Raw genomic sequence first — 20,404 nt, forward strand, 5'->3', positions numbered from 1 at the left:
CCATGGGCAAGCTTTGCGACGTCTCCATCCGCGGGGTCGAGATCTCCTTCGGCGCGGTGCGCGTGCTGGAGAAGCTCGATCTCGACGTGGCGCAATCGGAGTTCATCGTCCTGCTCGGCCCTTCCGGCTGCGGGAAGTCGACGCTGCTGAACGCGGTCGCAGGCCTCATCGACGTGCAGGCCGGGCAGATCTGGATCGGCGGCAAGAACGTTACCTGGGAAGAGCCGAAGGACCGTGGCATCGCCATGGTGTTCCAGTCCTATGCGCTCTATCCGCGCATGACCGTGCGCGGCAACATGTCCTTCGGCCTCAAGGTCGCCGGCATGCCGAAGCCCGAGATCGAGAGGCGGGTCAACGCTGCCGCCGCGACGCTGCAGATCACCGAATTGCTCGATCGCCGCCCGGCCGAGCTCTCGGGCGGCCAGCGCCAGCGCGTCGCCATTGGCCGCGCCCTGGTGCGCGATGCCGGCGTCTATCTGTTCGACGAGCCGCTCTCCAATCTCGACGCCCAGCTTCGCGCCGAATTGCGGGTCGAGATCAAGCGCCTGCACCAGCGCCTGGCGGCGACGATGATCTACGTCACCCACGACCAGATCGAAGCGCTGACGCTGGCCGACCGCATCGCGGTGATGAAGGACCGGGTGATCCAGCAGCTTGGCACGCCCAACGAGATCTACCGCCGGCCGGCGAACCGGTTTGTGGCCTCCTTCGTCGGCTCGCCGGCAATGAACTTCCTGCCCGGCGCCTTAGCGGTGAAAGAGGGCGTGCCCTGCTTCCTGACCGAGGGCATCGCCATCCCGCTGAACGGCTATGCTTTCGAGGCCCCGCCGCAAGAGGGCGCGCCTGTCGAACTCGGCATCCGCCCCGAGCATGTCGAGGCCGGCGGCGAGGTTCCAGCCAAAATCGAGATGGTCGAACCGATGGGCAGCGATCAGCTCGCCTGGCTGCGGGTCGGTGGCCATCCGCTCTCGATGCGCCTGCCGGCCGAGGCCTGCACCGTCGCGGGCGAGGCGATGCAGCTCAGGCTGCCGTCCGACAAGCTCAACCTGTTCGACGCCGCCACCGGCCGGCGTCTCTGATTGTCCCTGCACCGAAAGGAAATCCCATGACGCCGCTTGATGGTCTTTCGTTCCAGCTCTACTCGGCCAGGATGCTCGAGCCGCTGGAGAAGCAATTCGAATTGCTGGCGGGCCTCGGCTATCGCAAGGTCGAGCCCTTCGGCGGGCTCCTGAACGAGCCGGACAGGCTGAAGGGGCTACTGGAGCATTACGGCATCGCGGCGCCGACAGCGCATGTCGGCCTGGACCGCCTGCGGGCGGACCCGGTGGCGGCGGTCAAGCTTTGTCGCGATCTCGGCATCGGCACGATCTACGCACCCGCGCCGCCGCTCGGCGAGCGCGAGGGCGGCGAGGCCGAATGGAAGGCCATTGGCCAAGAGCTCAACCGGATCGGCAAGGTCGTTATCGGTGAGGGGCTGAACTTCGGCTGGCACAACCATCATTGGGAATATGGCAAGGCGGCCGATGGCCGGCGCTTCCTCGACATCATGCTGCAGGAGGCGCCCGATACTCTTTGGGAGGCGGATCTTGCCTGGATCGTGCGCGGCGGGGCCGATCCCGCAGCCGAGGTCAGGCGCTATGCCGGCCGTGTCAAAGCCGTCCATGTCAAGGACATCGCCCCTGCCGGCCAATGCCTGGACGAAGATGGCTGGGCTGACCCCGGCCATGGCGTGCTCGATTGGGGAAAGCTCCTGCCGGTGCTGCAGGAGATCGGCGTGACGTTGTTCGTTGCCGAGCACGACAAGCCCAACGACGTCGCCCGCTTTGCCCGGCGCGCCTTCGCCACCGTCGCGTCCTGGCGCTGAGGAGGCGAACATGACCGAACTTGGTGTTGGAATCGTCGGTTGCGGAGTCATTTCAACCATCTACATGCAGAACCTCGCGCTGTTTCGAGGCGTACGCCTCGTCGCCTGCGCCGATCTGCTCGCCGAGAGCGCGCGTGCCCAGGCTGAAAAATTCGGCATCCGGGCGCTTACGATCGACGAATTGCTGCGTGATCCGGAGGTCGATATCGTCGTCAATCTGACGACGCCGAACGCTCATTTCACGGTGAGCCATGCCGCGCTCACGGCGGGCAAGCACGTCTTCTCGGAAAAGCCGCTCTGTGTCTCGGCGGAAGATGGCTTGCGGCTGGTGCGGGAGGCCGATCGGCGCGGATTGAAGCTCGGCTGCGCGCCAGACACCTTTCTCGGCGCGGGCGGGCGGCTCGCCCGGGAGACGATCGACAGCGGCAAGGTCGGGCGCGTCCTGGCGGGTTCCTGCTTCCTGATGTCCCATGGCATGGAGCATTGGCACCCGAATCCGGAGTTCTTCTTCAAGCCCGGCGGTGGGCCGATCCTCGACATCGGGCCCTATTATCTCGGCGCGCTGTGCAACCTGCTCGGGCCGATCGAGAGCGTGCAGGCCCGCGCCTCGATCGGATTCGCGGAGCGGGTGGTCACAGCCGAGGGAGCGCGCAAAGGCGACCGCATCACGGTCGAGACACCGACGACCGTGATGGCGCTGCTGCATTTCGCTGCGGGCGCCGACATCGTGCTGTCGATGAGCTGGGACGTGTGGAAGCACGGCCATCCGCCGATCGAGCTCTACGGCACCGAGGGCTCGCTGCGCGCGCCCGATCCGAATTTCTTCGGCGGCACGGTCGAGATCACCGCGCGCGGCGAGGACTGGCAGGTGCTCGATTCCGCTGATCGGCTCTATGGCAAGCCGAATTGGCGCTCGCCGAACTGGCCCGCCAGCGCACCCGACCGGGCGAATTACCGCTGCCTTGGCATCGCCGAGCTGGCAAGCGCTGTCCTGCACGGAACGCCGCATCGCGCCTCGGGCGCCTTCGCGGCCCATGTGCTGGAAGCGATGCATGCGATCCTGCGGGCCGGCGAGCATGGCGGCACGATCGCAGTGGAGTCGCGCATAGAGCGACCCGCGCCGCTCTCGGATGTGGAGGCCGCCTCCTATTGGCGCGCTGCGGCGGGCTGAACGGGGCCGGCAATTCACCGCCTATTCCTCCGGGGTGGACGCTCCGGAGGCCAATTCGGGACCAGCTGGAGAGCTGGTCCGCAGCATCAACCAGAGACGCTGGACGCGCAGGAGAGATCGATGCCCGCTACGATGAAAGGACCGGCGCTCTTCCTGGCGCAGTTCGCCGGAGACGCTGCGCCGTTCAACAGTTTCGACGGGATCTGCGGCTGGGCGGCCGGGCTCGGCTATAAGGGCGTGCAGATTCCAACCTTCGATGCCCGCCTGTTCGATCTCGACAAGGCGGCGGGCTCGCAGAGCTATTGCGACGAAGTTGCCGGGGTGGCGGCGAGCCATGGCCTCGCGATCACCGAACTCTCGACCCATCTCCAGGGCCAGCTCGTCGCCGTCCACCCCGCCTATGACGAGGCCTTCGACGCCTTCGCGCCGGTGGCCCTCAGAGGCAAGCCGCAGGCGCGTCAGGCCTGGGCCGTCGACCAACTCATGAAGGCTGCGCAAGCCTCGCGCCGGCTCGGACTCAGCGGCAGCGTCAGCTTCACCGGGGCGCTTGCCTGGCCCTTCCTCTATCCCTGGCCGCAGCGTGCGCCCGGGCTGATCGAGACCGCCTTCGATGAACTTGGCCGGCGCTGGCGGCCGATCCTCGACGCCTATGAGGAGGCTGGTGTCGACCTCTGCTACGAGATCCATCCCGGCGAGGATGTCTTCGACGGCGCGACCTTCGAGATGTTCCTGGAGCGCGTCGGCAACCATCCGCGCTGCGCGATCAATTACGATCCGTCGCATTTCCTGCTGCAGCAGCTCGATTATCTCGCCTTCATCGACATCTATGCCGAGCGCATCCGGGCCTTCCACGTCAAGGATGCGGAGTTCAATCCGAGTGGCCGGCAAGGCGTTTATTCCGGCTTCCAGCCCTGGCTCAACCGCGCCGGCCGTTTCCGCTCGCTGGGCGACGGGCAGGTCGATTTCAAGGCGATCTTCTCCAGGCTCGCCGCCATCGGCTATGACCGTTGGGCGGTGCTGGAATGGGAATGCTGCCTGAAACATCCCGAGGACGGCGCACGCGAGGGCGCGGCCTTCATCGCCGACCAGATCATCCGCGTCACCGACAAGGCGTTCGATGATTTCGCCGGCGCCGGCAGCGATGATGCGCAATTGCGCCGCATGCTGGGCCTGAGCTGAACGAGGAGACGCGAGATGGCCGAGCCACGCATTCGACTGGGGATGGTAGGGGGCGGCGAAGGCGCGTTCATCGGCGCCGTCCACCGCATCGCCGCCCGCCTCGACGATCGCTACGAATTGGTCGCAGGCGCGCTCTCCGCCTCGCCCGACAAGGCGCGGCGTTCGGCTGAGGCGATCGGGCTTCCGCCCGGGCGCTCCTATCCCGACTATCGCAGCATGGCCCAGGCCGAGGCCGCGCGCCCCGACGGCATCGAGGTGGTCGCGATCGTCACGCCCAACCATCTGCACGCGCCGGTGGCCGAGGCGTTCCTGGATGCGGGCCTGCATGTGATCTGCGACAAGCCGCTGACGGCGACTTTGGCGGAGGCGCGCCTCCTGCGCGACAAGGCGCGGGCGAGCGGTTTGATCTTCGCCGTCACCTATAATTATTCGGGCTATCCGCTGGTCCGGCATGCCCGTGCCATGGTGCAGGCAGGCGAGCTCGGTGCGATCCGGGTCGTGCAGATGGAATATCCGCAGGACTGGCTCGCCGAGCCGCTCGAGGCCAGCGGCCAGAAGCAGGCGGAATGGCGCACCGACCCGGCGCGTTCGGGCGCGGGCGGTTGTGTCGGCGATATCGGCACCCATGCCTACCAGCTTGCGCATTTCGTCACCGGCATGGCTCCCGAGCAGATCCTGGCCGAGTTGACCAGCTTCGTGCCGGGACGCCGGCTCGACGACAACGCCCAGATCCTGCTGCGCTACGGCAATGGCGGGCGCGGCGCGCTCTGGGCGAGCCAGGTCGCGCCGGGCTGCGACAACGGCCTGCGGCTGCGGGTTTTCGGTGAGAAAGGTGGCCTCGACTGGTCTCAGGAGGAACCCAATCAGCTTGTCTGGTCGCCGCTCGGGGAGGCGCCGCGCCTCATCCGCCGCGGCACGGCGGCGGTGAACGCTGCCGGGCAGCGGGTCAGCCGCATTCCCTCGGGCCATCCGGAAGGCTATCTGGAGGCCTTCGCGACGATCTATGCGGAGGTGGCCGAGGCGATCCTGGCCCGGCGCAAAGGTGCGCCGCTCGATCCGATGGTCAGCTTCCCGACGATCGAGGACGGCTTTGCCGGGGTCGCCATGGTCGATGCCGCGCTGCGCTCCCACGCTGCGGGCGGGCTCTGGGTGACGGCGGAGCCGTGAGGGCTGCCGCTTTGTCTTAGCGGGCCGATGAGGGTTGCGCGGGATGGTCGCGACAGCCGTTCAGGAACAGGTTGACCGCAGCGGTGACACGCTCGCGCAGCGCTTTTTCCGATGTCGCGGCCTCGCCCTCGAAAGCCAGAACCCGGGCCGGCCCCTCGATCACGACGTATAGAAACTGCTCGGCCAGGAAGTCGGCGTCTGCCGGCTTGATCTGGCCGTTGTGTATGGCGTTGGAGAATATTCCGGCGATCAGCCCGCGCGAGCGGACGCCGCTTTCGCGATAGGCGAGGGCAAGCTCCGGGAATTGATGCGCCTCGGAGGCGATAAGCCGGTAGAGTGCGAGCGCCGCAGGCCCGAAGGCACGCCTGGACAAATCGAGGCCGATCCGGATGAGGGTCGCGTCGATCGGGCCGTTGCGGTCCACCTCGCCGGCGGCGAGCTTGGGGAGGTCGTTCATCCCTTTGCGGACGACGGCGGCGAACAGCGCCTCCTTGGAGGCGAAGCGGGCATAGAAGGTCTGTTTCGAGATCCGAGCCTTCGCCACGATCAGGTCGACGCTGGTCGCCTCGAAATTGGCTTCCAGGAAGAGCTCTGTCGCGACCTCGACGATGTGCTCGGTGATGCGCCCGGCCTGCTCCTTTGTCGGCCGCCCGCTGCGTTTTGGCGCGCTCTTGTCCGGATCGGCCTTGGCGACATCCATCTGGTTTTTCTCCGAACCGTCCCCGCGGCGTCCGTCGGCCTGATTGGTCAGCGTCGGCCCACGGCTCCGATCGTTCGATGCCCCGCTTATAGGCTTGCGGCGGGCTAAGGTAGCGTGTAAATAGTACGATATAGTTTGATTAATGACGCAGGGCCATTCCGGCGCGGCAGCTCTTTCCGGGTTGCCGGCTGCTTTCGTCTTTCGTGTCGCGAAGGAGCTGCAAGACCCCCGCTGAATGGCCGCTGCGCAGCGTCAGACTCTGTCGCGTACCAGTCCGATTTCCCCCGTTACCGCTTCCATAGATCCAAACAGGAGTTTGAAATGCCCATGAATTCGCAGGCGAACCGCCTGGCGTTGCTGATGTTCTGCGCCTCGCTGGCGGGATGCGCCGGCGTGCAGCCGGTGCCCTATTCCGAGGTCGCCTCGTCGGCCCATCTGGCGCCGAACCCGTCCGACAGCTCCGGACGCGTGCCCTATCGCTATTCCTCCGGAGCGGATTGGCGCGGCTACAGCAAGGTCATCGTCGAGCCGGTCGTGGTCTATCGGGGACGCGACCAGCAGTTCGGCGACATGTCGGAGGCCGACAAGGCGTCGCTGGCGAGCTACATGCAGCGGCGCTTCACGGAGAGGCTGAGCGGCCGCTTCGCGCTGACGAACCAGAGCGCACCCAACACGCTGCGGGTGAGGGTGACATTGACGGGCGCGGTGACCACCACCCCGGTCCTCGGCACCTTCTCGCGCCTCGACGTTGCAGGCGCCGTCTATAACGGCGTGCAGACTGTCCGCGACGGCGAGGGTTCGCTGACCGGCTCGGTCATCTACGCGGTTGAGATCTTCGACGCTCCGAGTTCGCGCCTGCTCAGCGCCTTCGTCTCCAAGCAGTATCCGAGCGCCTACGACATCAAGGCCAGCGTCGGAGCGCTGACCGCCGCCGAAGTCGGGATCGACAAGGGTGCGGATGCGCTGATGACGCAATTGCGGTGACCAAAGTCCCGAACAGCTTCCAGGCTGTGAAGGTGCCGGATGCCTTTGCCCGGTCCATACCGGACAGGCGAGGGCATCCGGTGACGCATTCCCGGACGGTTCGCTATCTGGCGGGTCGAGAGCAGATGGTCTCCATCGTTTTCAGGAATTGATCGAGACCCGCTTCGCGCGAATACATATGGGGCGCTACTCTGTTGACGGCCGCCAGCCCGCGCGCCTCGAAATCGAGCCTCGCATAAGCGCGGTCGACGATCGCCGCTGCTATCCCGGCCTGGGCGAGCCTTTGGTTCAACTCGCCTGGCGGCAGGCTGTCGGCGACGAAGGTGAGGAACAGGGGCTCTGCGTCCAATGGCTCGAAGAGCTGGATGCCTGGCAGCGTCGACAGGCCTTCATGCAGATGCGCCAGGCGCGCCCCGATGCCCTCGCGGATGTCCGCAATGCCTTGCGCCAGCGCGTGATCGATGGCGGCGCCCAGACCGAGGCGGCTCGCGGCGGAGAACTCATAGGTTTCAAAGCGGCGGGCATCGTCGAGGCTTCTATAGGTCCATGCATCGGTCCAGGGCGACCCGGTCTGGTCGAGGAGTGGTGGGTCGCCGAGTTGCCTCAGGGCGCGCTCGGACAGCGCCATCATCGCCTCGCCGCGCGGGCCGCGCAGCCATTTTCGGCCCGGCGTCACCAGCACATCGATCTCCGTCCCATCGAGGCCGATCGAGAGCTGCCCGACCGCCTGGGCCGCATCGACGAACAGCAGGCAGCCGGCAGGACGCGGCAACGCGGCGATGGCCGCAACCGGCTGGCGCAGGCCGTAGCCGCTGCTGACCACGGGCAGGCAGACCGCGATCGTCCGATCATCGATCAGCGCCGCGGTTCGTGCGACATCGATCAGGCCGGCCTCGTCCATGGGCATGATCTCGATGACCACGCCGCAGTCGCGCCGGAGCTTGAGCAGGTTGAGGATGTTGCTCGCCCATTCCGAGCGGGCGACCAGTATCCGGGCCCCGGCGGTCACGGGCCGGCTCAGCAAGGCCATCGCCCAAAGGCGCCCGGCGCTGGGGCCAAAGGCGATGTTCCGCGCGCGGCATCCCAGCAATGCCGATGCGCTGCTGCGGACAGCGTTGAGCCGCTCGCGTGCTTCCGAAGCAGCCCAATGCGGCCCCATCTCCGCCTCGCGGCGGAGATGGTTCACGATCGTCTCGGTGACGATCGCTGGAGGCAGGCCGGCCCCGGCTGCGTTCAGATGAAGCATGACGGCAGTCTCAATGCTGCAGGATCTTCGACAGGAAGCTCCGGGCGCGTTCGCTTCGTGGCGCTTCGAAGAAGGCCGTGGTCGACGCTTCCTCCAGGATCTGGCCGCCATCCATGAACAGGACCCGGTGAGCGACCCGGCGGGCGAAGCCCATCTCGTGCGTCACGACCATCATCGTCATGCCGTCCGCCGCGAGCTCCGTCATGACGTCGAGAACCTCGTTGATCATCTCCGGATCGAGCGCCGAGGTCGGCTCGTCGAAGAGCATCGCGATCGGGTCCATGGCGAGCGCGCGCGCGATCGCGACGCGCTGCTGCTGCCCTCCCGAGAGCTGCCCCGGGAAGCGATCGGCCTTGTCGGCCAATCCCACGCGGGCCAGCAGTGCCTCGGCCTTGCCGATTGCCTCGTCGCGGGAGCGCCGCAGGACATGGCGTGGCGCCAGCGTGATGTTGTCGCGAACGGTGAGGTGGGGATAGAGCTCGAAATGCTGAAACACCATTCCGATCCGCGATCTCAGGCGTGTCAGATCGGTCTTCCGATCCCCGACCGACAGGCCCTCGACGCTGATCGAACCCGATTGGAACGGCTCGAGGCCGTTGACGCATTTGATCAGCGTCGATTTTCCAGAGCCCGACGGGCCGCAGACGACCACGACCTCGCCGCGGGCGACCGAGGTCGTGCAGTTCCTCAGCACCTGCAGGGAGCCGTAGGCCTTCGAGACATCGTCGATGGCGATGATTGGCGATTTGGTCTCAGGGCCGGTTCGGGGCATGGCCGTGCCTTTGAGGCGGGACTGCGGAAACGGAGCTGTCATGACGTCGCTATCCGGCGTTTCAGCGCCTGGACCGACTGTGAGGCAGCCAGGCACAGCGCCAGGTAGATGGCGGCTGCGAAAAGGTAGAGCTCGATCAGGCGTCCCTCCCGGTTGGCGGTGATCGACGCGGCCGTCATGAAGTCGTGAAGGCCGATGACATAGACCAGCGAGGTGTCCTGGAAGAGCGCGATGCTCTGGGTCAGCAGGATCGGCGTCATGCGGCGGAATGCCTGTTGCAGGACGATGAACCGGTAGGCCTGGAGCCGGGACATGCCCGCTGCCTGCGCTGCCGCCATCTGGCCTCGCGACACGCCCTGGATTCCGGCCCGGATGATCTCGGAATAATAGGCAGCCTCGAAAAGCGTGAAGGCTACGATCGCCGAAACGAAGGCGCCGACCGGCCGGCCGATGATCAGCGGTACGAGCAGATAGAACCAGAAGATCACCATGATCAACGGCACGGAGCGCAGCCCGTTGACATAGCCTGCCGCGATGGCAGCGATAGGCCTGGGCGCGGAGAGGCGCAGCATGGCGATCACGGTGCCGAGCAGGATGCCGCCCGTCATGGCGATGGCGAGCAGGGTCAGGCTCGTGATCATGCCGCTCCATAGGAAGGGCAGGGCGAGCCGGACCGCATCGACGTCGAAGGCGTGCATCGATCAAGCCCTCGCCAAGGTGCCGGGGATGGCGGTCGCCCGCTCCACGCTCCGCATCGCGGCGATCACCAGCATCGTCAGCAGCACGTAGATCAGCGTCGCCGCGGTGAAGGCCTCGATGCCCTGAAAGGTGTTGCTTTCGATCTGGCGGCTCTGGCCGGTGAGTTCGAGGACGCCGATGGTGAGAGCCAGCGACGAGTTCTTGACGATGTTGAGGAATTCGGAGGTCAGCGGCGGCACTATGTTGCGGGCCGCGATCGGCAGCAGCACATGGCGATAGGCCTGGGCGGTGGAGAGGCCGCTCGCGGCTGCCGCCATGGCCTGGCCGCGCCCGACCGCCTCAATGCCGGCGCGCACCTGCTCGGCGACGCGGGCCGCGGTGAAAAGACCGAGCCCAAGTGCTGCCGTCCAGAATTCCGGCATCGGCAGGTCGCGCTTGATCCAGCGACCAATCTCCGCCGGCAGCAGCTCCGGTATCACGAAATACCAGAGGAAGAGCTGCAACAGCAGCGGGATGTTGCGGAAGATCTCGACATAGACCGCGCCGAAGGCGCGCGCGGTTCGTGATGGAAGCGTGCGCAGGATACCGATCCCGGTTCCGATCAGGAGCGCGACGATCCAGGCGACCCCTGCGACCAGAAGCGTCCATGTCAAGCCTGACAGCAGCCAGCCCAGATAAGGCTCCGTGACGAGCACGCTCCAGTTCCAGCGATAGGTCATCGCAGCCTCCGAGATGGGCGCGCGGGTCTCAGCGCGGCAGGGCCTGGATCTCAAAGGCGGCCTTAAGGATCGGATCGATCTCGATGCCGAGCGGCCCGAACCATTTGGCGTAAAGCTGTTCCGCCTCGCCGGCGCGGAAGGTCTCGGCGAAGACGCGCGAGACCAGCTGTGCGAATTCCGGGTCGCCGCGCTGGATCATCACGCTGTAGGGATCATAGGTCAGCAGACGCCCGACCACGGAAAGCGAGCCTTTGCGCTGCGCGCGCGTCGCGGCGTAGACCTTGATCTGGCCGCCATCGGCAGCGAAGGCGTCGACGCGATCGGTCTCGACCAGAAGCGCGCCCTCGCCGAGATCCTTGGCATAGACCAGGGAGATGTTGAGCTTCTTGCCGTCGTTGAGTGCGCGCAGCGATTGCTCGTTGCTGGAACCCTGGAGCACGGCGACGCGCTTTCCCGCCAGGTCCTCGACCTCCTTGAAGCCGCTATTGGTCTTCACCAGCAATTGCGTGCCGGTGATGTAGAAGATCGGCGAGAACGCCACCTGCTCATGGCGGGCGAGCGTGTTGGTGGTGGTGCCGCATTCCAGGTCGATGGTGCCGTTGGCGACCAGCGGAATGCGGTTGGTCGTATTGATCGGCACGTAGTTGATCTGCAGGCCGGGCTTGCCGAGACGTTCCTTCACCGCCTCGACGACCTTCAGGCAGAGGTCGACCGAGTAGCCTTCGACCTTCTGCTCCCGGTCGATGTAGGAGTAAGGCACGGACGCCTCGCGATGGCCGATCGTCAGGGCATTGCGCTCGGCGATGCGCTGGAGGATGGGGCTGGTCCCGGCGCCGCTGCCCGCGCCCTGCGCCAGGCAGGGAGGCGCGGCCAGGACCAGGGCGCCAAGAAGGCCGGCGACCGCCAGCCCTTGCACGAATTTCGACATGATGATGCTCCCCTCTGCGTCGGGCATGACGGCATGGCGCCCGAACGCTGCTGCTCGGACGGGCCGCGGATCCTGGAATACGGTCGTTCCCGCCGGTCTTGACCGCAGAGGGCTTGCTGCCCCGCAGCGATATGCCAGCTTTCGACCCCGACAATGCTGGGCCGAGGACAGGCTGGCCAATGCGGATCGCTGGGTGAGCGATGAGATATCCGCATGGCGGCGCCGCGCCGGCCGTGACATGCTCAGCGTCGCCCCGATCGCTGCCGGCCCCTTTGGAGAGAGCCATGCTGGACATCCGCTGGCTGGAAGACCTCATCGTCGTCGCGGAGACGCGCAATCTCACGAAGGCGTCCGAGATCCGCAACGTCACGCAATCGGGCCTGAGCCGCCGGATCCAGTCGCTCGAGCACTGGGTTGGCGCGCCGCTCATTGATCGCCGCAAATCGCCGCTGGATTTGACCGAAGCCGGCTACAAGCTGCTGGAGGTCGCCAACGACACGCTGGGCCGCCTCAAGGGTGCGCGCCGGGCGATCCGCGAGGATCAGGACGAACGCCTGCGCAGCATCCGCTTCGCTGCTCCGCACATCCTCTCGATGACGTTCTTTCCACGCTGGATTCCCGCGATCCAGAGCAGCCTCGGCGCGACGCGGCTTTCAGTCATGTCCGACAACCTGCCCGGATGCGCCAGCGCCTTCGAGGATGGCTCGGTCGATTTCGTCGTCTGCCTCGCCGATGCGGGGGATGCGATCTTCAAGGCGGCTGGGCGGCCGCTCTCCATCGAGGGCTGCGCCTCCCTGACCATCGGCCGCGAGACGCTGATCCCGCTATCGGCTCCAGACGGCAACGGCGGCCCGCTGCACCGGCTCGACATCGGCCCGCGGCTGTCGACCTCCTATCTCGGCTACAGCCGCGAATGCTCGCTGGGTTGGGCAGTCGAGCAATTGATCGCCACGCGCCGCGACCTGCCGCAGCTCAATGCGCTCTATGAGAACTCGCTCGCCGACGGGCTTCGCTCGATGGCGCTGTCGGGGCTCGGCGTCGCCTGGCTGCCGCTGACGACGACGCATAACGACATCCTGCGCCGCCGGCTGGTGCGCGCCGGCGATAGTGCGCTCGACCTGACGCTCGACATTCGCATCTACCGGCCGCCGCAGAAACTGCCCCGGCGCGCGGAGGAACTCTGGACGAAGCTCTGCACTGACGGGCCTGGCCTGATCCAGAGCGAGCCGTCGCTGCAGATGGAGGAACTCGCGGCGCTGCGTTGAGGTCGCCGTAGGCGGCCATGCGCCCATCGGCAAGGATTTGGAACTCTGTCGGTCAGCCGCAACCGCGCCGCAGGGCGCCTCCGGCTTCCGTCAGATGCCGGCGCCGTATTGCAGGGTCTCGTCGAGCTTGCCGTAGATCCCGCGCCAATAGAGCAGGGCGCCCTCGGTCTCGGCTTCGCGGATCGCCTTGACGCGGCCGATCAGGATTGTATGCGAGTGCCGCTCGATCGCCTCCTCGGTCTCGCAGTCGAGGATGGCGAGCGCCCCTTCCAGCACGGGAGCGCCCGTGACCAGGCGGGTCCAGTCGCCCTCGCCAAAGCGCTCATCGCCCTTGAACCCGCCCCGGCCGGCGAAACGGTCGGCGATCGACTGATGCCGGGCGGCCAGCACGTTGATGGCGAAATGGCCGGCGCGCTCGATTGTCGGCCAGGCCGATGCCGTTCTGTTGACGCAGACGATCACGGCTGGCGGCTCGGCCGACAGGGCCGTCAGGGAGGTTGCGGTCAACCCCGCGCGGGCGCCGCCATGCGTGGCTGTCACGATGCTGACGGCGCCTGCGACGTTGCGCATCACGGATTTGAACGCCACGGCTTCGATATCGGCCGGCCTGAAGCCGCTGACCTGCTGATTCATGGAAACTGCCCGGGAAGGATGGGGAAGGGGCGCGGAACCGTGGCGCACCCGAACGGACAGTCAGCCTAGGATCCTGATCGGAAATTGTCTATAGAGAAACTAGACAAAATCAGAGTAGGTTGCCGCCTGCTAGAGCGCGAGCTGTCCCGCTGGTGCGGCCTGATGCCCGCGAGACCGCGCCACGAGGTCGGCGATGGTGGTGTTGTCGACGACCGAGGCCATGGCGTCGCGAACCTCGCTCATCACCGAGCGGACCGCGCAGGTTTCGATGTCGCCGCAATCCTCGCAGGCGCGGAAGGCCGAGCGGCTCGCGCAGGCGATGGGTGCGATGGGGCCTTCCAGGGCGCGAATGACGGCGCCCACCTTGATCGCTCGCGCGGGTTTCGCCAGTGCGTAGCCGCCGCCAGGTCCCTTCTTGCTGCGCAACATGCCGGCGTTGCGCAGATCGAGCAGGATTGCGTCGAGGAACTTCTTCGAGATGTTGTTCGTCTGCGCGATGTGAGCGACCTGAGCGGTTTCGCCTGCTTCCAGCTTGGCCAGGTGAATGATCGCCTTGATGCCGTATTTGCCTTTGTTGGTGAGCATCGCGCCAATCCCCGTTTATGCTCTTATTTGTATATGGCCTATCTCAATTTCTATGGCTGCATCAACATAATTTTCTCGTTTGATCGGCTCCGGCGCGGCGCGCATGCCGATCAGGCGAGGTTGCGTAGATCAAAATTCCGGAGCGGGCTCCCGGCTTGAGGATCGCGCTGTCGCGTCGAGCGCCGCACGGACCGACCCCACGGCAATATGCGCTCCAGGGTCGGTGCTCTCAGGCGATGACCAAGCCGGTGAAAGCCGCGCAGCCTTGCTTCAGCGCAGGACGAAGCCGAGCCCGGCGAGGGCGTCCCGGATCCGGTCGCGCCCGCTCAGCGATTGCGGCCCTGCGACGCGGTTGAGCGCCTGCCGGGACCATGGCATCTGGGGAATGCCCTGTTCGACCTGAAGGCCCTGGATGGCGGCGTCATAGGCAGCGACCGCCGCCGATTCATAGCCCGCGCCATAGGTTTCCTGGTGCAGGACGAGCGAAGGCGCGAGCCTGGGCTTGATGCCGGAGACGACCTGCGGATCGGGATAGCCCAGGCAGAGCCCGAAGACCGGCAGCACCTTCGGCGGCAGGTTCAGCTCGGCCGCGACCCGTTCCGGGTCGTTGCGCAGGGCGCCGATATAGACCGTGCCAAGGCCCAGGCTTTCGGCGGCGATGACGGCATTCTGGGCGGCGAGTGCCGCGTCGATGATGCCGACGAAGAGCGTTTCGAGATAGTCGAGCGCCTCGACCTGCTGCTGCCGCTCCTCGCCGAGCGCATTCAGCCGGTTGAGGTCGGCGAGCCAGACCAGCAGCACAGGAGCTTGCAGGATATGCTTCTGGCCGCCGGTGACTTCGGCAAGGCGCGCCTTGCGGGCCGGGTCGGTGACCGCGACGACGCTCCAGCTCTGCAGGTTGGACGAGCTTGCCGCCGACTGGGCCGCCGCGACCAGCGTCTCGATCGTGCCCTCCGGCAAGGGATCAGGTTTGTAGGCGCGGATGGAGCGATGGGCGAGCAGCGTCGCCAGCACATCATTCCAGTCGCGCGGCGAGGCTGGATCGTCTGTCCGGTAGCGCGCCGCAATCAGGGCGTCCGGACCATCCTGCGCAGTGACTTCGGAGAGCGCGGCGGTTTTCGGCAGCGGGGCGGCGGCATGGTGGCTCGAGGTCTGGTGGGTCAAGGTCTGGAGCTCCGGAAAGAGGGAGGCGAAGATCACAAGCGAGATCGGCATATGCGCGGCAGCGCCTACATTTGGAGGGATTGGGGGATACCGAGCCTGACCATGGATCGTGCCCTGGTCAATGGAATGTTCTTTTTAAAGAACCATCGAACTCCAAACGCATCTCTCGCAATATGCAGCCTCCTGGGAAGGTTTTCGCTTCGGCTTCTCCCCAAGCCGAACGGTCGCCGCGAAATTCATCCCGACCCCGAAGCGCGGATCTTCTCTAGAGTGCGTTCGATTTAAAATACGGTTCTCTTGACCGTCTCAGCCCCGGCCGAGCATCGTTGCGGGTAGGCCGCTGCGGTGCGCTGGCCGAGTTGAGGCCGAGGCGTAGCAGCACGCAACGAGGTTCCCCATGTCCAGTTCCGATCGCCAGCTGACGTTGAACCTCTTCATCTATCCCGGCGGCCACCATGAAGCGGCCTGGCGCTACAAGGAATCCGAGCCCAAGCGGGTGCTCGACATCAGCTATTATCAGGAGCTTGCTCGGCGCGCCGAGGCTGCGAAGTTCGATGCGATCTTCTTCGCCGACGGGCCGTCCTTGCCCGAGAATGTGCGTTATTCCTCCCGGCTGCGCTTCGAGCCGATCACCTGGCTCGCGGCGATCGCGGCCGCCACCAGCCGGATCGGACTGATCGCGACGGCTTCGACCACCTATACCGAGCCCTATAATCTTGCGCGGCTCTTCGCCTCACTCGACCATATCAGCCATGGCAGGGCGGGTTGGAACATCGTCACCACCAGCGACGCCGGAGCCGCGCAGAATTTCGGCCTGCCCGAGCATCCACCGCATGCCGACCGCTATGAGACGGCGCGCGAATTCCTCGAGGTCGTGACCAAGCTCTGGGACAGCTGGGAGGACGATGCGCTGGTCGCTGACGCGCAAAGCGGCGTCTTCGCCGACAGCGACAAGGTTCATCGCATCGACCATGCCGGCAAGCACTACAAGGTGCGCGGGCCGCTCAACATCGCTCGCACGCCGCAAGGCAGGCCGGTCTATGTCCAGGCGGGCTCCTCCGAGGACGGCCGCTCCTTCGCAGCCCAGCATGCCGAGGCGATCTTCACGGCGCATCAGACGCTGGCGAGCGCGCAGGGCTTCTACGCCGACATCAAGAAGCGCGCCGTGGCACTGGGCCGCCGGCCCGAGCATATCCGCGTGCTGCCTGGCATCAGCCCCTATCTCGGCTCGACGCAGGCCGAGGCGGACCGGCTGGAAGAGGAGATCAATGATCTAATCCAGCCGGCGGCCTCGCTCGAGCAGCTCAAGCGCATGATCGGGCTCGATCTCTCGGGGTTCGATCTCGACGGGCCGTTCCCGCGCCATCTCGTCGACACCAATGGCCCGAAGGGTGTCGCCAGCCGCTTCCAGCTCGTCATCGACATCGTAGACCGGGAGAAGCCGACCATCCGCCAGTTGATCAAGCGATTGGCCGGGGCGCGGGGGCATTGGGTTCTCGTCGGCACGCCGGAGCGGGTCGCCAACGAGATTCAGACATGGTTCGAGCAGGGCGCGGCCGACGGCTTCAATGTCATGCCGCCCTGGCTCACCGGCGGCTTCGATGCCTTCGTTGCCGAGGTCCTGCCGATCCTGCGCAAGCGCGGCCTGTTCCGCGAGGAGTATACGGGCGAGACGCTGCGCGACCATTACGGCCTGCCGCGGCCGGAAAGCGGCTATGCGCTGGCGCGGCGCAGGAGCGCCTGAGAGGACAGGCTTCTCTAGATTGACTATAAACTGTTGAGATTGCTATAATATTCTCGATTTGCTAGCTTTGGGGAGATGATCCCCTCAGCCGATAGAAGCGACACCGTTCGCCCGCTGTTCCGGACGAGCCGCGCCGGCTATCTCGATGACCAACTCGTCATCTCCACCGGCGAGAACGAGTTCGACCTGCCGATGCGCGTCGATACACCGCTCAGGCGTGGCCTGAAGGTCGCGGTCACGCTGAACGGCAAGATCTCCTGCCGCATCAACGATCAGGCCGTGTCGGACATGGTCGGTCCGAGCGTATGCCTGTTCGTCAGCAACGATGCTCCGCACCGTCGCGAGCAGATTTTCGCGCCCGGAACGCGCCTGCGCTACGCCATCGTGCAGATGACCCCGGCCTTGATCGAGGATAAATTCGGGCTTCCCTTCGAGCGCCTGATGACGATGGGCAAACGCCATGATGGGGGCCGGGACCCCGTCTTCCTGACCTGCCCGGCCGACAAGGTCATCCAGTCTATCGCCTCGAAAATCATGGGCTGCCCGCTGCAGGGCATCACTCGCGACCTGTACCTGATCGGCAAGGCTCTGGAGCTCGTGGCGATGTCGATCGAGCAGCTCCTGCCGAGCGTGCGCGGGCAGCAAGGGGTGTCGCTGCCCCTGTCCGAGATCGAGCGTATCCAGGCTGCCCGCGAAATCCTCGTGCTGCGATACCGCGCGCCGCCTTCGCTCACGGCGCTGGCGCGCGAGGCCGGCCTCAACACCCGCAAGCTGAACAGCGGCTTTCGCCAGCTTTTCGGCATGACGGTCCACGCTTTCCTGCAAGAGCATCGCCTGCAGATCGCCTATCAGAAGATTTCCGGCAGCGAGGCGAGCATCTCGGGCGTGGCCTATGAGGTCGGCTATGCGCCTGCCCATTTCGCGACGATCTTTCGCAAGCGCTTCGGGCTTTCGCCGAGCGAATTGCGCTGAAGCATTTTCGAGCGAAGTGGACACCGGTTCGCGTGAAGAAAATGCGATAAAATAAAGAGTTGGAGCATTTCTGCGATTCGAAGAAACGCGGAAATTCTCTAGATCTCGATGCATGCAGCCCAGACCATCTGCAAATCCGTCTAAACTAGAACGAAAGAAACAGTCCGTTCTGCGAAAGCCGCTTTCGTTCCAGCAGCGCGCCTCACCCCCTAAAGCTCTCGCGGAATTGGGCGGATTCGACGCGTTCCTTGGACGCCTCCCGCCGGAACATGCTGGGGTGAGGCTTTCGACCATGTCCAAGAGACGCAATCTCAAGAGACACAATCTCAAGATGCGCAATCTGCTGTGCGGCGCCGGTGTCGCTGCGCCGGTCCTGGGAACCGCGCTCGTGGTGCTCATGGCCGTGGCGGTTCGAGCCCAACAGGCCGAAACCGGCGTGATCGACCTCGACACGATCAACGTCTTCGGCGCGGAGCGCAGCGCGACCGGCCCGGTCAACGGCTATGTCGCGCCAAGCTCGGCCACCGGAACCAAGACCAACACGCCGCTGATCGAGATACCGCAGTCGATCTCCGTGATTTCGCGCGAGCAGATCGAAGCGCAAGGTGCGCGCACCGTCGCCCAGGCCTTGCGCTACGAGCCCGGCGTCGTCTCCGAGACACGCGGCGGCGGCCGCTACGACACCGTCTTCATTCGCGGCTTCGGCGGCTTTGGCGGCAACGCCAACTACGTTCAGTACTGGGACAATCTGCGTTTCCCCAAGGGAGTCTCCTACAACGTCGCCTCGATCGATCCCTATCTGGTCGAGCGGGTCGAGGTTCTGCGCGGGCCGGCCTCGATCCTTTACGGCCAGAACAATCCTGGCGGCCTGATCAACCTCGTCAGCAAGCGCCCGACGGCCGAGCCTTCGAACGAGATCTTCACGCGCCTGGGCAATAATGGCCTGATCGAAAGCGGCTTCGATGTCGACGGCCGTGCCGACAAGGACGGGACGCTGCTCTACCGCGTGGTCGGGCTCGGCCGCTACAGCGAGACCGATGTCGACCATACGCATGAAAAGCGTTTCCTGATCGCGCCGTCCTTCACCTGGCGCCCGAGCGATGCCACCTCGCTCACCATCCAGGCCAGCTACCAGCACGACCCCAAGAGCTTCTACACCTATTGGATGCCGGCATTGGGGACGCTCCAGGCGAACCCGAATGGCCGGATTCCCTACAAATTCTTCAGCGGCAATCCGAGTTTCGACGGCTTCGAGCGCAAGCAGTCCTCGATCGGCTATCAGTTCGAGCACCGTTTCGACGATGTCTGGACCATCCGGCAGAATGCCCGCTACGTCCATGTCGACAGCGATTTCAAGGCGCTCTCGGTGTCTGGCTTCGGCGCGGCCTCGACCTGCGGCGGCGTCGCCAATCTCTGCCTGGCCCGCAGCGCCACGCGCTATATCGAGAGCCTCGACAGCGCCCTGATCGACAATAATGTCGAAGCCAATCTCCGGACCGGGCCGCTCGAGCACAAGCTGCTGATGGGGCTGGACTATCAATGGCAGAGCGCCGATGCGCGCTACGGCACCGGCGCGACCAGCTATCTGAACTATCGCAACCCGGTCTACGGCCCGGTCGCCGAGCCCTCCTTGACCACCTATCAGGAACAGACGCGCCAGCAGCTCGGCGCCTATGTCCAGGACCAGGTCAAGTTCGGCAACTGGCGCGCTCTGCTCGGGCTGCGGCACGACTGGTCCCGCGTCAATACGAGCACGACCGCCTTGACGACCGGCACGGGCACGCAGGCGACGACGGCAGATGAGGCCTTCACCGGCAAGGCTGGGCTGCTCTACGAGTTCGACAACGGCATCGCGCCTTATGCCAGCTACTCCTCCTCCTTCGAGCCGACGACGGGCACAGGCTTTGGCGGCCTGCCGTTCAAGGCGACGACCGGCCAGCAATACGAGGCAGGGGTAAAGTACAAGCCCACGGCTTTTGAGGGCCTGTTCACGCTGTCGGCCTTCAACCTGACCCAGCAGAACGGGCTGACGACCGATCTGGCGCATACCAGCACCAATACCGCGACGACCTTGTGCAGCAGCACGATCTGCCAGACGCAGACTGGCGAGGTGCGCTCGCGCGGCATCGAGTTCGGCGGCAAGGCGACGCTCTTCACCGGCTTCAGCCTCGTTGCCGCCTATACCTATACCGATGCGGAGGTGACCAAGAGCGCGGTCTCGGGCGTGACGGGCAAGGTGCCAGCCGGCGTGCCCGCGCATACTGCCTCGCTCTGGGGCGACTACCGGATCCAGTCCGGTGCGTTCCGGGGCCTCGGCCTTGGCCTCGGCGTGCGCCATATCGGCTCGTCCTATGGCGACCAGACCAATACGGACGCCATGCGGGTGCCGGCCTATACGCTGGTCGATGCCGGTCTCACCTATGATTTCACCGAGCTCGGGCCGATGCTGCGCGGCTGGCGCGGCTCGGTCAATGCGACCAATCTCTTCGACAAGCGCTACGTTTCGGCCTGCGCCTCGACCACGCAATGCTTTTATGGCGCGGGCCGCGCGGTCGTCGCCACCTTGGCCTATCGCTGGTGAGACGGCCGCTCGATCCTCCGGCTGGGCCGGT

General features: G+C 65.6%; 19 protein-coding genes. 10 read left to right on the forward strand and 9 right to left on the reverse strand.

The window, feature by feature from the left end; translation table 11 throughout:
* The first annotated feature begins 2 nt into the window (after positions 1 to 2).
* From RMR04_RS12765 to RMR04_RS12785, 5 genes are all read left to right on the forward strand, one after another.
* Entirely contained in the window at positions 3 to 1,079 is a 1,077-nt protein-coding gene (locus tag RMR04_RS12765) for an ABC transporter ATP-binding protein (RefSeq protein ID WP_311914987.1), read from the forward strand.
* 26 nt (positions 1,080 to 1,105) lie between these two features.
* The gene (locus RMR04_RS12770) at positions 1,106 to 1,864 is read left to right on the forward strand and encodes a sugar phosphate isomerase/epimerase family protein (RefSeq protein ID WP_311914988.1); all 759 of its coding nucleotides are present in this window, start codon (positions 1,106 to 1,108) and stop codon (positions 1,862 to 1,864) included.
* A gap of 10 nt (positions 1,865 to 1,874) precedes the next feature.
* The gene (locus RMR04_RS12775; protein WP_311914989.1) at positions 1,875 to 3,035 is read left to right on the forward strand and encodes a Gfo/Idh/MocA family protein; all 1,161 of its coding nucleotides are present in this window, start codon (positions 1,875 to 1,877) and stop codon (positions 3,033 to 3,035) included.
* 120 nt (positions 3,036 to 3,155) lie between these two features.
* Positions 3,156 to 4,214: a sugar phosphate isomerase/epimerase family protein gene (locus RMR04_RS12780; RefSeq protein WP_311914990.1), complete on the forward strand. Its 1,059-nt coding sequence runs from the start codon at positions 3,156 to 3,158 to the stop codon at positions 4,212 to 4,214.
* A 15-nt stretch (positions 4,215 to 4,229) separates the two neighbouring features.
* Positions 4,230 to 5,381 carry a Gfo/Idh/MocA family protein gene (locus tag RMR04_RS12785; RefSeq protein WP_311914991.1) on the forward strand — a complete coding sequence of 384 codons (1,152 nt, stop codon included), beginning with the start codon at positions 4,230 to 4,232 and terminating at the stop codon, positions 5,379 to 5,381.
* A 16-nt stretch (positions 5,382 to 5,397) separates the two neighbouring features.
* Here the strand turns inward: RMR04_RS12785 and RMR04_RS12790 are convergent, their stop codons facing one another.
* Positions 5,398 to 6,081 (reverse strand): TetR/AcrR family transcriptional regulator, encoded by a 684-nt coding sequence (locus tag RMR04_RS12790; protein WP_311914992.1) that lies wholly within the window; start codon positions 6,079 to 6,081, stop codon positions 5,398 to 5,400.
* 321 nt (positions 6,082 to 6,402) lie between these two features.
* Between RMR04_RS12790 and RMR04_RS12795 the strand changes: the two genes are divergently transcribed.
* Positions 6,403 to 7,065: a DUF3313 domain-containing protein gene (locus RMR04_RS12795; RefSeq protein WP_311914993.1), complete on the forward strand. Its 663-nt coding sequence runs from the start codon at positions 6,403 to 6,405 to the stop codon at positions 7,063 to 7,065.
* Between the two features lie 103 nt (positions 7,066 to 7,168).
* Here the strand turns inward: RMR04_RS12795 and RMR04_RS12800 are convergent, their stop codons facing one another.
* The 5 genes from RMR04_RS12800 to RMR04_RS12820 all read right to left on the reverse strand — a co-directional run bounded on the left by RMR04_RS12800 (position 7,169) and on the right by RMR04_RS12820 (position 11,429).
* The gene (locus tag RMR04_RS12800) at positions 7,169 to 8,311 is read right to left on the reverse strand and encodes an aminotransferase class V-fold PLP-dependent enzyme (RefSeq protein WP_311914994.1); all 1,143 of its coding nucleotides are present in this window, start codon (positions 8,309 to 8,311) and stop codon (positions 7,169 to 7,171) included.
* Positions 8,312 to 8,321: 10 nt separating this feature from the next.
* Complete coding sequence (locus tag RMR04_RS12805) at positions 8,322 to 9,050, reverse strand: amino acid ABC transporter ATP-binding protein (RefSeq protein ID WP_311915822.1); 729 nt, start codon at positions 9,048 to 9,050, stop codon at positions 8,322 to 8,324.
* A 71-nt stretch (positions 9,051 to 9,121) separates the two neighbouring features.
* Entirely contained in the window at positions 9,122 to 9,781 is a 660-nt protein-coding gene (locus RMR04_RS12810; protein WP_311914995.1) for an ABC transporter permease subunit, read from the reverse strand.
* A 3-nt stretch (positions 9,782 to 9,784) separates the two neighbouring features.
* Positions 9,785 to 10,501, reverse strand: a complete 717-nt coding sequence (locus tag RMR04_RS12815; RefSeq protein ID WP_311914996.1) for an amino acid ABC transporter permease — start codon at positions 10,499 to 10,501, stop codon at positions 9,785 to 9,787.
* A 28-nt stretch (positions 10,502 to 10,529) separates the two neighbouring features.
* Positions 10,530 to 11,429 carry an amino acid ABC transporter substrate-binding protein gene (locus RMR04_RS12820; RefSeq protein WP_311914997.1) on the reverse strand — a complete coding sequence of 300 codons (900 nt, stop codon included), beginning with the start codon at positions 11,427 to 11,429 and terminating at the stop codon, positions 10,530 to 10,532.
* A gap of 284 nt (positions 11,430 to 11,713) precedes the next feature.
* Between RMR04_RS12820 and RMR04_RS12825 the strand changes: the two genes are divergently transcribed.
* Entirely contained in the window at positions 11,714 to 12,694 is a 981-nt protein-coding gene (locus RMR04_RS12825; RefSeq protein ID WP_311914998.1) for a LysR family transcriptional regulator, read from the forward strand.
* A gap of 90 nt (positions 12,695 to 12,784) precedes the next feature.
* Here the strand turns inward: RMR04_RS12825 and RMR04_RS12830 are convergent, their stop codons facing one another.
* From RMR04_RS12830 to RMR04_RS12840, 3 genes are all read right to left on the reverse strand, one after another.
* Complete coding sequence (locus tag RMR04_RS12830) at positions 12,785 to 13,327, reverse strand: flavin reductase family protein (protein ID WP_311914999.1); 543 nt, start codon at positions 13,325 to 13,327, stop codon at positions 12,785 to 12,787.
* A gap of 129 nt (positions 13,328 to 13,456) precedes the next feature.
* A complete protein-coding gene (locus tag RMR04_RS12835) occupies positions 13,457 to 13,912 on the reverse strand; it encodes an RrF2 family transcriptional regulator (RefSeq protein ID WP_311915000.1) in 456 nt (151 codons plus the stop codon).
* Positions 13,913 to 14,182: 270 nt separating this feature from the next.
* Positions 14,183 to 15,127 (reverse strand): NADPH-dependent oxidoreductase, encoded by a 945-nt coding sequence (locus RMR04_RS12840; protein WP_311915001.1) that lies wholly within the window; start codon positions 15,125 to 15,127, stop codon positions 14,183 to 14,185.
* 346 nt (positions 15,128 to 15,473) lie between these two features.
* Between RMR04_RS12840 and RMR04_RS12845 the strand changes: the two genes are divergently transcribed.
* The 3 genes from RMR04_RS12845 to RMR04_RS12855 all read left to right on the forward strand — a co-directional run bounded on the left by RMR04_RS12845 (position 15,474) and on the right by RMR04_RS12855 (position 20,373).
* Entirely contained in the window at positions 15,474 to 16,820 is a 1,347-nt protein-coding gene (locus RMR04_RS12845) for an LLM class flavin-dependent oxidoreductase (RefSeq protein ID WP_311915002.1), read from the forward strand.
* A gap of 75 nt (positions 16,821 to 16,895) precedes the next feature.
* Positions 16,896 to 17,792, forward strand: a complete 897-nt coding sequence (locus tag RMR04_RS12850; protein WP_311915003.1) for a helix-turn-helix transcriptional regulator — start codon at positions 16,896 to 16,898, stop codon at positions 17,790 to 17,792.
* Positions 17,793 to 18,084: 292 nt separating this feature from the next.
* On the forward strand, positions 18,085 to 20,373 hold the full coding sequence (locus RMR04_RS12855) for a TonB-dependent siderophore receptor (protein ID WP_311915004.1): 2,289 nt from the start codon (positions 18,085 to 18,087) through the stop codon (positions 20,371 to 20,373).
* The last annotated feature ends 31 nt before the right edge of the window (positions 20,374 to 20,404 follow it).

This window comes from Bosea sp. 685 (genome assembly GCF_031884435.1).
Lineage (GTDB): Bacteria > Pseudomonadota > Alphaproteobacteria > Rhizobiales > Beijerinckiaceae > Allobosea.

What these genes read in the sequence shown, in the direction of transcription:
- RMR04_RS12765 (WP_311914987.1), top strand. Translation starts at nt 3, where the DNA reads ATGGGCAAGCTTTGCGACGTCTCCATCCGCGGGGTCGAGATCTCCTTC.
- RMR04_RS12770 (WP_311914988.1), top strand. Translation starts at nt 1,106, where the DNA reads ATGACGCCGCTTGATGGTCTTTCGTTCCAGCTCTACTCGGCCAGGATG.
- RMR04_RS12775 (WP_311914989.1), top strand. Translation starts at nt 1,875, where the DNA reads ATGACCGAACTTGGTGTTGGAATCGTCGGTTGCGGAGTCATTTCAACC.
- RMR04_RS12780 (WP_311914990.1), top strand. Translation starts at nt 3,156, where the DNA reads ATGCCCGCTACGATGAAAGGACCGGCGCTCTTCCTGGCGCAGTTCGCC.
- RMR04_RS12785 (WP_311914991.1), top strand. Translation starts at nt 4,230, where the DNA reads ATGGCCGAGCCACGCATTCGACTGGGGATGGTAGGGGGCGGCGAAGGC.
- RMR04_RS12790 (WP_311914992.1), bottom strand. Translation starts at nt 6,081, where the DNA reads ATGGATGTCGCCAAGGCCGATCCGGACAAGAGCGCGCCAAAACGCAGC.
- RMR04_RS12795 (WP_311914993.1), top strand. Translation starts at nt 6,403, where the DNA reads ATGCCCATGAATTCGCAGGCGAACCGCCTGGCGTTGCTGATGTTCTGC.
- RMR04_RS12800 (WP_311914994.1), bottom strand. Translation starts at nt 8,311, where the DNA reads ATGCTTCATCTGAACGCAGCCGGGGCCGGCCTGCCTCCAGCGATCGTC.
- RMR04_RS12810 (WP_311914995.1), bottom strand. Translation starts at nt 9,781, where the DNA reads ATGCACGCCTTCGACGTCGATGCGGTCCGGCTCGCCCTGCCCTTCCTA.
- RMR04_RS12815 (WP_311914996.1), bottom strand. Translation starts at nt 10,501, where the DNA reads ATGACCTATCGCTGGAACTGGAGCGTGCTCGTCACGGAGCCTTATCTG.
- RMR04_RS12820 (WP_311914997.1), bottom strand. Translation starts at nt 11,429, where the DNA reads ATGTCGAAATTCGTGCAAGGGCTGGCGGTCGCCGGCCTTCTTGGCGCC.
- RMR04_RS12825 (WP_311914998.1), top strand. Translation starts at nt 11,714, where the DNA reads ATGCTGGACATCCGCTGGCTGGAAGACCTCATCGTCGTCGCGGAGACG.
- RMR04_RS12830 (WP_311914999.1), bottom strand. Translation starts at nt 13,327, where the DNA reads ATGAATCAGCAGGTCAGCGGCTTCAGGCCGGCCGATATCGAAGCCGTG.
- RMR04_RS12835 (WP_311915000.1), bottom strand. Translation starts at nt 13,912, where the DNA reads ATGCTCACCAACAAAGGCAAATACGGCATCAAGGCGATCATTCACCTG.
- RMR04_RS12840 (WP_311915001.1), bottom strand. Translation starts at nt 15,127, where the DNA reads ATGCCGATCTCGCTTGTGATCTTCGCCTCCCTCTTTCCGGAGCTCCAG.
- RMR04_RS12845 (WP_311915002.1), top strand. Translation starts at nt 15,474, where the DNA reads ATGTCCAGTTCCGATCGCCAGCTGACGTTGAACCTCTTCATCTATCCC.
- RMR04_RS12850 (WP_311915003.1), top strand. Translation starts at nt 16,896, where the DNA reads ATGATCCCCTCAGCCGATAGAAGCGACACCGTTCGCCCGCTGTTCCGG.
- RMR04_RS12855 (WP_311915004.1), top strand. Translation starts at nt 18,085, where the DNA reads ATGTCCAAGAGACGCAATCTCAAGAGACACAATCTCAAGATGCGCAAT.